This is a genomic window from Photorhabdus sp. RW14-46 (genome assembly GCF_963887965.1).
In the GTDB taxonomy this organism is placed as follows: Bacteria; Pseudomonadota; Gammaproteobacteria; order Enterobacterales; family Enterobacteriaceae; genus Photorhabdus; species Photorhabdus laumondii.
The window spans coordinates 141,289-152,933 of record NZ_CAWPHH010000005.1; the positions used below are offsets into that span (position 1 = coordinate 141,289).

The window sequence follows — 11,645 nt, forward strand, 5'->3', positions numbered from 1 at the left end:
TTTCTCTCAACCTTTCACCGGTCAGAAATTCAGCTATATTAAAAATACTTACCTGTAATTGGAGGAATTTCTTATGGCTGTAGGTCATTATGATCTTAAGAGAACAAAAAACAAGCAGTATTACTTCAATTTAAAAGCATCGAACGGTGAAGTTATCCTTACCAGTGAAATGTATACGACCAAGGCAGCAGCGAATAAAGGAATTCGTTCTGTCCAAGCAAATTCACCGGCAGAAAAAAACTTCGAAATCAGAGAAAACAAATCTGGCAAGTCCTATTTCGTGCTGAAAGCGAGAAACTATCAAGTTATCGGCATCAGCGAGTCTTACGATAATGAAGTCGCGGTCAAAAAAGGCATTCAATCTGCGATTAAACATGGCTCTAGCGTCAATGTTCGAGATCTAACAAAGTCAGAATAATATTTTTTCATGATAAACCGCACCTTATCAGTTGAAAGTCATTGTCAATTGATAAGGCGCTCTTCATCGATCAAGAGAACCGAACGTTTCATACTAATAAATTTGTATCCGCAACAAAATACGCGTTAGAATCCCCGGCCTTATCCTTACTTTTTATAGTGAAAACTCATCTCAACTCAAACCGAGAATTTTTTAACCATGTTTACTCCAGAATTACTTTCCCCGGCCGGTTCGCTAAAAAATATGCGCTATGCTTTTGCCTATGGCGCAGATGCCGTATATGCTGGTCAACCACGTTACAGCCTGCGTGTTCGCAATAATGAATTTAATCACGAAAATCTGGCACTCGGCATTAAAGAGGCTCATGAGCTTGGTAAACGCTTTTACGTCGTGGTCAATATTGCTCCTCACAATGCCAAATTGAAAACTTTTATCCGTGATCTAAAGCCTGTCATTGATATGGGACCTGATGCCCTCATTATGTCTGATCCCGGGCTGATTATGATGGTTCGTGAAGCTTTTCCTGAAATGGAAATTCATCTTTCCGTTCAAGCTAACGCGGTTAACTGGGCGACAGTAAAATTCTGGCAACAAATGGGACTAACGCGGGTTATTCTTTCCCGTGAACTTTCTCTGGATGAAATTAACGAGATTCGCCAGCAGGTTCCCGATATGGAACTGGAAATTTTCGTACATGGGGCATTGTGTATGGCCTATTCCGGTCGTTGCCTATTATCCGGCTATATTAATAAACGCGATCCCAATCAGGGAACCTGCACTAATGCCTGCCGTTGGGAATATCATGTCCAAGAAGGCAAAGAAGATGATATCGGTAATATTGTGCATATGCATGAACCGATACCGACAAAAAGTATCGAGCCAACATTGGGAAAAGGCACACCAACAGATAAAGTATTTACCTTCGAAGAAGCAAAACGCCCTGGTGAATATATGTCAGCTTTCGAAGATGAACATGGTACTTACATCATGAATTCCAAAGACTTACGTGCAGTTGAGCATGTTGAGCGATTAACTAAAATGGGCGTTCACTCTCTGAAAATCGAAGGACGAACAAAATCCTTCTATTACTGCGCTCGCACAGCACAAGTTTACCGCCGAGCCATTGATGATGCCGTTGCAGGGAAACCTTTTGATCCAACGCTGCTAACAACATTAGAAGGACTTGCTCATCGCGGCTATACCGAAGGATTTTTGCGCCGTCATACCCATGATGCCTATCAGACTTATGAATACGGTTACTCGATATCCGATACCCAACAATTTGTTGGTGAATTTACGGGTGAGCGAGTCAACGGATTGGCTGAAGTGGCTGTCAAGAATAAATTCATGATCGGAGACCGTCTCGAATTAATGACACCATCAGGCAATATCCAGTTTACACTGGAAACAATGCAGGATAAAAAAGGCCAACCAATGGAAGTTGCGCCTGGGGATGGGTATATTGTCTATTTACCAATTCCTAAACAAATTGATATTAATTACGCCTTATTAATACGTAATCTAAATGGTATTAATTCTCAATATCCTCAAACGAACCGAAACTCAGACAAATAATCATCAATATCCCCTCCTGACGATGATATATTTCTTTTTTTAGAAACAGATCACATCAATACTATTTTATTTACCGTAGTATTGTTGGTGAAAAATAAAAAATTAAAAAAGTTTTACAGTAAGACTAGGAACCACCTCCTTGGCCGGCTCAATCTCCCTTGAGCTGGCCTTTTCTTTTTTGCTCTGGGAAATAAAATCAACAAGTTACAGAATTCATTTACATGATTAATTACATAGAGAAATTTAACTATTAAATCAATGAATACTTATATTCATGTGTTTCTGATACCCTACATATTAATAAGAAAATATTTCTACCTATTGAAATATCACACTATCTAAAGAAATGTAATTAAAATTTTCCACTGTTTAATCATTCAGGAAATCCATCATATTTAGACCAAATATTATACAATTTGATAGAATTAATCAGGTGAAGATTATGAAAACAGATAATTACAATTTACTTATTGTTAAAACTATTAGTTCAACATTTACCTGACTATACCCACTTAACAACCCAAAATGGATTCTGTTTTATATACCCACAATATGAGAAAGGGAAAAATAGCCAAACCACCCCAGAGCTGATAAACAACAATGCAGTACATGTTACCCTTCCATAAAGATGAAATTTAATCCCACAATAGGAGCCACTCAGTAAACCAAAAAACTAAACCTAAAAGCTAAACCTAAAAACAATAGAAACGCATTTTTACACCGGAGCAAGCATGAAAAATACCATCTAACAATAACATCAGGAAAAATCAGACTAGCAAGTAACCGCGATAAGCATTCAACCTTCATCTATCAAGCTCTCACCCTGTATCAATAGATCCAATAACTTTATAAAATATCGTTTGCAAACAAGTTACTACAGAAGAAATGTAATAAGAAATTACTCTTGGTAAATGGAAGAAACCGAAATGTCACTATTAACAATAAAAACATGAGAAATTTTCCATCTGTGATAACATCAAATTATATTGATATATTTTCTAATCAATTAATTAATTGATGAATACAAGGCAAAACTAAAAATTTAGTATAATTATTATTTTATACTATTATCATTTTTACGAAAGAATAAATAACCATATTGACTGTTGCTTACAGGATTATGTAGATTAAAAAACATTGACGTCAAAAATGGTTATTTATCATATATAATACCGCAACTTGGTTATCAATAAATTGACAAAATAAAAAATCATTCATATGAATAATTAAAATCAATTAAATTCATATCAATAGAGAGAAAGAAATATGAAAAATAATTTTATAAAATTCATAAAAATAATAGAAAAACACATTATGTCTTTGTGGAAAATCCATATAATAAATAATCAGTTTAGCTATAAAAAGAGAAAAATATAAAGACTGACTTTATTATCCGGTTAATTGAACTAGGAAAATAATTCAATATTAATCAATGAGTTATTTATTAAAATGATAAATCCATATTAGTTTTTACTCTAAAAACACTCAGTATTATTATCAATTCCACCTAACAACATTGTAATGCTATATACCCGTCATCTTTCAAGTTGTTTCTTTGTTGGCTGTACTCGCTCACCCCGGTCACATCGTTATCTATGCTCCCGGGGATTCGCTCCCTTGCCGTCGCGATCCATCTTGAAATCCATAAGGTATAAATTAACAAAAAAATAACAATGAAAAAATTCCATAGAAACAATAACATATCTCAAATATATGATAAAAACATTTAATTGTTGAATAATAAAAGCCAATAAAATATTAACAAGTTCAATAAAGACGAGCAGTTTAACCATATTTAACTATATTTAACTATATTTAACTATATTTAACTATATTTAACTATATTGATATTTCAATTTATCAATGCCAAATTAATATCGATATTATAAATACAGTGAATAATTTATTCTTTATCAGTATTAAATCTCATACACCTATTTATCTTATCCTAGAAAATTGTTTGTTAGCAAACGATAAGAATGATGAGAACATATAATCCAGCACATAAAGATCTTACGCTTTCGCCTCCATACTCCTTAAAGGAATGGTAATGTCACTTTTTCGCTAAATAGCCACTTTCCAGATAATAAAATACTCTTTAAAGTCCGACCTGAAGCGATCCACTACCACTTCCCCCCCAATATAACTTGTTATCCTAAAAAGGATAAATGACAATCGATAGTATCTTTTCATAACTGGAGTAAAACATGACTGATATCGCTAAGTTGTTAGGCAAAGATGCGGACAGTTTATTGCAACATCGTTGTAATACCATTCTAAGTGAAAATCTTTATCTGCCCGGTGCCGATTTTGTTGACCGCGTAATGATCGACAATAACCGACCTAATACAGTTCTGCGCTCCATGCAAACATTGTTAAATCATGGTCGCCTTGCAGGTACGGGTTATTTGTCTATTTTGCCGGTGGATCAAGGTGTAGAACATTCTGCTGCCGCTTCTTTTGCAGCAAACCCACTCTATTTCGATCCAAAAAATATCGTTGAACTGGCTATTGAAGCCGGCTGTAACTGTGTTGCCTCTACTTATGGCGTGTTATCCGCGGTTTCTCGTCGTTATGCTCATAAGATCCCATTTCTGGTTAAACTGAACCACAATGAAGCACTGAGCTATCCCGCTCAATATGATCAAACTTTATATGCTAGTGTTGAACAAGCATTCGAGATGGGTGCTGTCGCCGTTGGAGCAACAATTTACTTTGGCTCTATTGAATCACGGCGTCAAATTGAGGAAATTTCAGCCGCCTTTAAACGGGCGCATGAATTGGGCATGGTAACAGTATTGTGGGCCTACCTGCGTAATTCTGCCTTCAAGAAAGAGGGGGTAGATTATCACGCCAGTGCAGACCTCACAGGCCAGGCTAACCATTTAGCAGCCACTATCGGTGCCGATATCGTTAAACAAAAAATGGCCGAAAATAACGGCGGCTATACGGCGATTGGCTTTGGTCATACCGATAAACGTGTTTACACTGATTTGACTACCGATCATCCTATCGATCTGGTCCGTTATCAGATAGCTAACTGCTACATGGGTCGCGCCGGTATGATTAACTCAGGTGGTGCATCCGGTAATAATGATTTAAGTGACTCCGTTCGTACCGCCGTCATTAATAAACGCGCAGGCGGTATGGGGTTAATCCTCGGCCGTAAGGCTTTCAAAAAATCCATGAAAGAGGGTATTGAACTGATTAATGCGGTTCAAGATGTCTATCTGGATAAGCAAGTGACTATCGCGTAAACCAAGCACCAAGCTTGTCAGCGTAAATCAAACTTGTCGCCGGTGATAATGAATAGATAGTAAGTCGCTACCAATGTTGAGTTATACCCGTTATCTTTCAAGTTGCTTCTTTGTTGGCTGCACTCACTCACCCCGGCCACATAGTTATCTATGCTCCCGGGGATTCGCTCCCTTGCCGCCGCGATCCATCTTGAAATCCATAGGGTATATACTACTCTCACAGCATAAACACCTTACTCTTCTTAATTCATTATCACTTTCTCATCAAATCCCAAAAACGCCAATCAGCTACTCTCACCACCACTGATGAAAATGGTGCACAGGCCCGATTCCTTTTCCTACCTCTAACGAGTCCGCCTGTTCTAACGCCGCCTGGAGGTATGATTTGGCAACAGGCAGGGTTGTTTGCCAATTCGAATAACGCGGACGCAGAGCAGCCAGTGCAGCGGAGAGCGTACATCCTGTACCATGAGTATGACGAGTATTGATTCTCGGCGCAGTAAAACGCCATTCTCCCTCAGCAGTAAATAGCCAATCAGGGCTCTCATGTTCTGTAAGGTGCCCGCCTTTCAGTAAAACGGCTTCGCATCCTAGCGATAATAGTTCACGCCCTTGTTTTTGCATGTCCGTTTCAGTTTCTGCTACAGAGCATTGCAATATCACGGCGGCTTCCGGCAAATTTGGGGTAATCAACGAAACCTTCGGTAATAATCGTTCAACAACCTCGGAAACCGCTTCCGGTGTCAACAACGGATCGCCACTCTTCGCAATCATTACCGTATCCAATACAACATAAGGAACGGCATAACGGCTTATTGCATCGGCAACGACAACAACATTGGCCGCATTGGATAACATGCCTATCTTAGCGCTATCAATTCTGATATCTGACAGCACAGATTCAAGCTGTGCCGCAACAAAAGTAGGATCAATATCATAAACAGATTGCACACCACAGGTGTTTTGCGCCACAAGCGCGGTCATTACTGTTGTGCCATAAGCACCAAGTGCGGAGAAAGTTTTTAGGTCGGCTTGAATGCCAGCACCGCCACTAGGATCAGTACCGGCAATTGTCAGTGAATTGATTCTCATTATAGCTACCCTTCCAACCAGCAAAAGAAAAGCAAGTATATCCGTTATCTTTCAAGTTGCCTCTTTGTTGGCTGCACTCGCTCACCCCGGCCACATCGTTACCTATGCTCCCGGGGACTCACTCCCTTGCCGTCGCGATCCATCTTGAAATCCATACTCTGTGAAAAGCACCCCAAGTCAAAACAAAAACACCCTATCAGATAACTAACAGGGTGATATCGGTATGTCATTGTTGCCAATAAAAAATCAAACAGACAACAAATTTACTTCGTCAATCCAAAATGATTGACAAAAAGAAGTTATGCTGCTGTAACGTTTGCTGCTGAAGGACCTTTCTGACCGTCCTGAATTTCAAACTCAACTTTTTGACCTTCGGCCAAAGTTTTAAAACCCTCGCTCTGAATAGCGCTAAAATGTACAAACACATCTTTGCTACCATCAGCTGGAGTAATAAAACCAAAACCTTTAGATTCGTTGAACCACTTTACAGTACCAGTGATTTTTGCCATTTTAAGAATTTCCTTTGGATCACTTAATTCTAATTCGCCGTTCGGCGCAACATAAAAACTAGAGCAAGTTGCTGCTATTAACAGAGTTGTATAACAGAACCATACCTCGTTTACCCGAACGATTTATCACATATTCTTAATATGATGGCAAGCCATTTTTTATCAGCTATGGAGCTAACGCACATATTTAAAATTCTTAACAACAATTATTGTTTAACATAGCTGCAAAAATTTGAAAACCCAAGGTTATCCTAATTAGCTTACAGTTTATCCACTCAACAAAACCCCAGATAACATAAATAACTCTAATTTATTTTGCCTGTCTTATTATTAGATTTTCTATATCTATAGTATGGTCATAGAGACCCATCTCTACTGTTTGAGTGAAAGAAAAAATCAACACATTCCCCATATTAGTCAACTAAAATATCAGTATTTTATATACCCAGTTAATACCTATCACATCTTAATATTAATTTTTCGTTTAACTTTTATTGAAAATAGCAAGAGTAGAATTCCTGAATTTAGATGTTTGTCATATTTTACGTGATACAAAGGATCTCCCCAATTTATGCCGTCGGGAAATTGGAGCAATAAATAATGAAGTTTGATTTAACCGCAGCCTGTACCCTATCAGCCACGCTTTTAGTCTCATCTGGGACAGTATTTGCAACAACAGCAAATACTGCTAACAAATCATTAACAACCACTGAATCTCACACACCGATCAGTTATGGCAACAATTCGAGCAGTTTATGGGAAAAATTCAATAATAATGTCGCTCTTACTTGGGATGCACCCAACAATGAACTTTATCTGCCGGTAATTACTTGGCATAACAGACATACCTACGATAAAGAGAAAACCGATAGATATAATGAGCGGCCTTGGGGTTTCGGCTATGGTAAATATCGTTACGACGAAGACAACGATTGGCATTCCCTTTATGCAATGGTTTTTATGGATTCTCATAACCGTTTGGAACCCATCGTTGGCTATGGCTTTCAGAAGATGTGGATACCCGGTGATTTAGAGGGTTTCCGAATGGGAATTGGTTTCACTCTGAGCGTTACAGCTCGTCATGATTATTATTATGTCCCTATTCCACTCCCATTACCGTTATTCTCCATAGAATATGATCGGTTATCGTTTCAAGGAACGTACATTCCCGGCACATATAACAACGGTAATGTATTCTTCGCTTGGTTACGCTGGCAATGGTAATCGGATAAAAAATACCAGGCTATACCCGTTATCTTTCAAGTTGCTTCTTTGTTGGCTGCACTCACTCACCCCGGTCACATAGTTATCTATGCTCCCGGGGATTCGCTCCCTTGCCGCCGCGATCCATCTTGAAATCCATAGGGTATATATCATATCAGCCTGGTATCTTTAATAGAGATAATCCAGGTATACCCGTTATCCTTCAAGTTGCCTCTTTGTTGGCTGCGCTCACTCACCCCGGTCACATCATTATCCATGCTCCCGGGGATTCGCTCCCTTGCCGTCGCGATCCATCTTGAAATCCATAGGGTATAGATATTATCCCAGCTCCTCTGTTTTCATTTTATCACGGCGAGAATGGGACATTAAAAACCCGAGCCATAACACCCCCACCCAGAATGGCATCAGGATGACTGAAATACGGATGCTATCCATCATTAAAATAATGACAAGTATAAAAGCAAGGAAAACCAGACACAGATAATTACCGAACGGATACCAAAATGCCTTAAATGACGGCGCTATCCCCTGTTTAACTTTTTCTGCCCGGAATTTTAAATGCGCCATACAGATCATGACCCAATTAATCACCAACGTTGTTACCACCAACGCCATTAATAACTCAAATGCTTTGCCCGGCATCACATAATTAATCAATACGCCAATGGACGTTGCTAAAGCAGACATGACAATAGCTCTGATAGGCACACCACTTTCATTAACTTTTGTCAGCATTTCAGGAGCATTACCTTGTTTTGCTAAACCGTACAGCATCCGACTGTTGCAATACACACCGCTGTTATAAACGGACAATGCCGCTGTTAGGACAACAATATTCAGAATGTTAGCCACCCAGAAACTATCCAGGTTATGAAAAATCATCACAAATGGGCTTTCACCTTCAACGACATTGCCCCACGGATAAAGCGACAATAACACCGTCAGAGAACCAATATAGAAAATCAATATTCTGTATACCACCTGATTGGTGGCCTTAGGAATGCTGATACGTGGATTTTCCGCTTCTGCTGCGGTAATACCCACCAGTTCCAATCCACCAAAAGAGAACATGATGACAGCCATTGCCATAATAAGGCTGGAGATCCCATTAGGCATAAAGCCACCATGCTGCCAAAGGTTAGTAATGCTGGCCTGAGGCCCGCCATTTCCGCTGACTAACAGGTAAGAGCCAAAAACAATCATACAGATAATTGCGGTCACTTTAATGATGGAAAACCAAAATTCTGTTTCACCATATAACCGGACATTAATTAAATTTACCGTATTGATTAAAACAAAGAAGATGGTTGCAGAAACCCAGGTTGGAATATCAGGCCACCAATAGTGGATATACATGCCCACAGCCGTTAGTTCAGCCATTCCGACCAGAGTAAACATCGCCCAATAATTCCAGCCTGATAAAAACCCGGGAAAATCGCCCCAATATTTATATGCAAAATGGCTAAACGACCCCGCTACAGGCTCCTCGACTACCATCTCACCTAGCTGACGCATAATCAGAAATGCAATAAAGCCTGCGATAGCGTAGCCTAAAATTACGGAGGGACCTGCCATTTTTATAGTTTGTGCAATACCGAGAAACAACCCAGTCCCGACCGACCCCCCCAAAGCAATAAGTTGAATATGCCGGTTTTTTAAACCGCGTTTAAGTGTTGAGCGCTGCGATTGTCCTGCCATCTTGTCCTCTTGATACAACTTCTATCTTGTTATTAGTGGGAAAACAACCGCTTCCCCTTATCTGCTTTATTCAAAGCAAACAAAACACTAGCTTTAAAGGGTGGATATTGAAGATATATGTTAGCACAGATATATGACGGGAAAATGGCTGATGAGTATCAGCAACTAATCAGAAAGGCAGATATCGAGTCACAGAACAAATACCTGAATCAAACTGTTCCCCCTGATCACAATAGCTATCCAAAGCTAGCAGGTACAAGAACAGACATATTCCAAGTAATGCTAAGATTGCAATGGTTTTTTTTATGTCCAATTCTATTTCCTTCAAGTTCGGTCAGAACGCAATACGTTAAGAATAAAGTTGGGAAATGATATTTTACAGCAATGAAACAAGAAAAATATTCATCCTGTGCTTTCATTGTGAAAAAATCGAACCAGCAACAGTATGCATGCTAACAATGTAATCAGAACGCATTTAAACAAATACTAACCATGTGGATTCTATTCACTATAACAAAAAAATCAATTGTCACATTCAGTTACAATTTAAATCGTTATGTCAAGGCTTTGTCATCTTTAGAAAAAGTTGTGTATACTTCCTTCCACTTTCAACCAGAACAAAATTGTTAATGCCACAGGATAATCACTTAGCACTTGTATGTGCTCTCAGCAAATGGATTGAGAATCACCTTGGCCGGGTAATCCACCTGGAAGAACTGGCAACTTACTCCGGTTACTCGCTTTGGCACATGCAGAAAATATTCAAGGAAGTCACCGGAATTTCTCTTGGTAAATATATCCGCCAACGACGCCTGGCTGGCGCTGTTCATCTTTTAAGAAACAGCGCGTTGCCTATTTTTGATATCGCCTTAGATTTCGGCTTTGGCTCTCAATCTCATTTCACTTATATGTTCCGCAAAGAGTATGGCATAACTCCCTATGATTTCCGGCAGAATCCAGAGATTGAGCTCGAAGTTAAATTACCGCTGCATTTCACTACTCACTGTTCATGACACAATAACCTAGAGAACAACATTGAAACGGGCAATTACCCAACCAATGCAACTGTGCTTTCCGGCGAAAGACAAAGAGCTTCAACCTTTGTGTTCTGACCTTTTATTTGATGCCAGACATCATACTTCCCTTAACTTAACAAGGCTCTCTGGGTTTCATGATTAGATGGACAGAGAGCTCTGTCGAATTTTTTAACGGCACTTGGTTTCCGTTAACATGAATTTGAAAAACGGACAACCCTGATGTCAGTACCTTTGATATTTCATCCCTGATATCCATAGGGTATATTCTTATTCTTGTTCTTTGTCATACTGAATTAAGTAAATCAATACCAGAATGATAGTGATAAAAAAACGGAAAGCACTAGACACACCGTCCCATTGTTTGGACATCCACATCCCAAACCATTCTCCACCAATTGACATAAATGCCACTTGCCAAGTCAAGAATCCCAAGGTCAAACCAACTATCGCAATAGATTTCTTTTTATTAAAGACAGCGGCATTAGATTTTAAATTTACCAATAAATGAATACCGCCAATCCAACATAACACTGCCGTTAAAGTTTCTAAAGAAATAATGACAATATAACCAATGTGGTGTAGCAACGGTGAATGAATTGCACGATAGGTAATAGTTGTATCTGGGAAAATAGTATCCATCATTAATACATGCTGTACAAATGCGAAATTAGTCGCATAGTCTGTAATATTGCCAAAAGCCGCTAATGTCGCAAACAAAGCTATTGCAAAAATCATCAAAGTCTTAGATAAGCGAATAATCATTTGTCAAGTCCTCAAAGAATGGGTTAAACACCAAAAAGATCATAAACAACACAAACTATACCCTATGGATTTC

The 11,645-nt window shown here is 38.9% G+C and carries 14 protein-coding genes; 5 read left to right on the plus strand and 9 right to left on the minus strand.

Features of this window, described 5'->3' with window-relative positions:
- The first annotated feature begins 73 nt into the window (after nucleotides 1–73).
- Nucleotides 74–418: a YegP family protein gene (locus AACQ38_RS06410; protein ID WP_011146999.1), complete on the plus strand. Its 345-nt coding sequence runs from the start codon at nucleotides 74–76 to the stop codon at nucleotides 416–418.
- Between the two features lie 198 nt (nucleotides 419–616).
- Entirely contained in the window at nucleotides 617–1,993 is a 1,377-nt protein-coding gene (gene trhP, locus AACQ38_RS06415) for a prephenate-dependent tRNA uridine(34) hydroxylase TrhP (protein WP_165577702.1), read from the plus strand.
- A 1,507-nt stretch (nucleotides 1,994–3,500) separates the two neighbouring features.
- Here trhP and AACQ38_RS06420 read toward each other — a convergent pair.
- The gene (locus AACQ38_RS06420; protein WP_158538092.1) at nucleotides 3,501–3,656 is read right to left on the minus strand and encodes a hypothetical protein; all 156 of its coding nucleotides are present in this window, start codon (nucleotides 3,654–3,656) and stop codon (nucleotides 3,501–3,503) included.
- A gap of 544 nt (nucleotides 3,657–4,200) precedes the next feature.
- On the opposite strand from AACQ38_RS06420, the gene fbaB reads away from it, so the two are divergent.
- Entirely contained in the window at nucleotides 4,201–5,250 is a 1,050-nt protein-coding gene (fbaB, locus tag AACQ38_RS06425) for a class I fructose-bisphosphate aldolase (protein WP_011147001.1), read from the plus strand.
- 17 nt (nucleotides 5,251–5,267) lie between these two features.
- Here fbaB and AACQ38_RS06430 read toward each other — a convergent pair whose 3' ends face one another.
- The 4 genes from AACQ38_RS06430 to cspE form a co-directional block, all read right to left on the minus strand.
- Nucleotides 5,268–5,471 (minus strand): hypothetical protein, encoded by a 204-nt coding sequence (locus tag AACQ38_RS06430; RefSeq protein ID WP_165577703.1) that lies wholly within the window; start codon nucleotides 5,469–5,471, stop codon nucleotides 5,268–5,270.
- 73 nt (nucleotides 5,472–5,544) lie between these two features.
- Nucleotides 5,545–6,345 (minus strand): bifunctional hydroxymethylpyrimidine kinase/phosphomethylpyrimidine kinase, encoded by an 801-nt coding sequence (thiD, locus tag AACQ38_RS06435; RefSeq protein WP_339367034.1) that lies wholly within the window; start codon nucleotides 6,343–6,345, stop codon nucleotides 5,545–5,547.
- Nucleotides 6,308–6,436, minus strand: a complete 129-nt coding sequence (locus AACQ38_RS06440) for a hypothetical protein (RefSeq protein WP_255562910.1) — start codon at nucleotides 6,434–6,436, stop codon at nucleotides 6,308–6,310. The genes thiD and AACQ38_RS06440 overlap by 38 nt, the downstream gene beginning before the upstream one ends.
- Nucleotides 6,437–6,641: 205 nt before the next feature.
- Nucleotides 6,642–6,851, minus strand: a complete 210-nt coding sequence (gene cspE / locus AACQ38_RS06445; RefSeq protein WP_011147003.1) for a transcription antiterminator/RNA stability regulator CspE — start codon at nucleotides 6,849–6,851, stop codon at nucleotides 6,642–6,644.
- Between the two features lie 600 nt (nucleotides 6,852–7,451).
- Between cspE and pagP the strand changes: the two genes are divergently transcribed.
- Complete coding sequence (gene pagP / locus AACQ38_RS06450) at nucleotides 7,452–8,075, plus strand: lipid IV(A) palmitoyltransferase PagP (protein ID WP_165577705.1); 624 nt, start codon at nucleotides 7,452–7,454, stop codon at nucleotides 8,073–8,075.
- Here pagP and AACQ38_RS06455 read toward each other — a convergent pair.
- The 3 genes from AACQ38_RS06455 to AACQ38_RS06465 all read right to left on the minus strand — a co-directional run bounded on the left by AACQ38_RS06455 (nucleotide 8,058) and on the right by AACQ38_RS06465 (nucleotide 10,086).
- The gene (locus tag AACQ38_RS06455; RefSeq protein ID WP_165577706.1) at nucleotides 8,058–8,228 is read right to left on the minus strand and encodes a hypothetical protein; all 171 of its coding nucleotides are present in this window, start codon (nucleotides 8,226–8,228) and stop codon (nucleotides 8,058–8,060) included. The two genes, pagP and AACQ38_RS06455, sit on opposite strands and share 18 nt — an antisense overlap.
- Nucleotides 8,229–8,393: 165 nt before the next feature.
- The gene (locus tag AACQ38_RS06460) at nucleotides 8,394–9,773 is read right to left on the minus strand and encodes an amino acid permease (protein WP_011147005.1); all 1,380 of its coding nucleotides are present in this window, start codon (nucleotides 9,771–9,773) and stop codon (nucleotides 8,394–8,396) included.
- 169 nt (nucleotides 9,774–9,942) lie between these two features.
- The gene (locus AACQ38_RS06465) at nucleotides 9,943–10,086 is read right to left on the minus strand and encodes a PhoP/PhoQ regulator MgrB (RefSeq protein ID WP_011147006.1); all 144 of its coding nucleotides are present in this window, start codon (nucleotides 10,084–10,086) and stop codon (nucleotides 9,943–9,945) included.
- A gap of 316 nt (nucleotides 10,087–10,402) precedes the next feature.
- Between AACQ38_RS06465 and AACQ38_RS06470 the strand changes: the two genes are divergently transcribed.
- A complete protein-coding gene (locus AACQ38_RS06470) occupies nucleotides 10,403–10,786 on the plus strand; it encodes a helix-turn-helix domain-containing protein (protein ID WP_041380116.1) in 384 nt (127 codons plus the stop codon).
- Nucleotides 10,787–11,077: 291 nt separating this feature from the next.
- Here AACQ38_RS06470 and AACQ38_RS06475 read toward each other — a convergent pair whose 3' ends face one another.
- Complete coding sequence (locus AACQ38_RS06475; RefSeq protein ID WP_011147008.1) at nucleotides 11,078–11,572, minus strand: DUF2165 family protein; 495 nt, start codon at nucleotides 11,570–11,572, stop codon at nucleotides 11,078–11,080.
- Nucleotides 11,573–11,645 lie beyond the last annotated feature (73 nt).

Bases quoted from the DNA above. Each gene is read 5' to 3' on its own strand.
- AACQ38_RS06410 (WP_011146999.1), top strand. From the start codon at position 74: ATGGCTGTAGGTCATTATGATCTTAAGAGAACAAAAAACAAGCAGTAT.
- trhP (WP_165577702.1), top strand. From the start codon at position 617: ATGTTTACTCCAGAATTACTTTCCCCGGCCGGTTCGCTAAAAAATATG.
- fbaB (WP_011147001.1), top strand. From the start codon at position 4,201: ATGACTGATATCGCTAAGTTGTTAGGCAAAGATGCGGACAGTTTATTG.
- cspE (WP_011147003.1), bottom strand. From the start codon at position 6,851: ATGGCAAAAATCACTGGTACTGTAAAGTGGTTCAACGAATCTAAAGGT.
- pagP (WP_165577705.1), top strand. From the start codon at position 7,452: ATGAAGTTTGATTTAACCGCAGCCTGTACCCTATCAGCCACGCTTTTA.
- AACQ38_RS06455 (WP_165577706.1), bottom strand. From the start codon at position 8,228: ATGATATATACCCTATGGATTTCAAGATGGATCGCGGCGGCAAGGGAG.
- AACQ38_RS06460 (WP_011147005.1), bottom strand. From the start codon at position 9,773: ATGGCAGGACAATCGCAGCGCTCAACACTTAAACGCGGTTTAAAAAAC.
- AACQ38_RS06470 (WP_041380116.1), top strand. From the start codon at position 10,403: ATGCCACAGGATAATCACTTAGCACTTGTATGTGCTCTCAGCAAATGG.
- AACQ38_RS06475 (WP_011147008.1), bottom strand. From the start codon at position 11,572: ATGATTATTCGCTTATCTAAGACTTTGATGATTTTTGCAATAGCTTTG.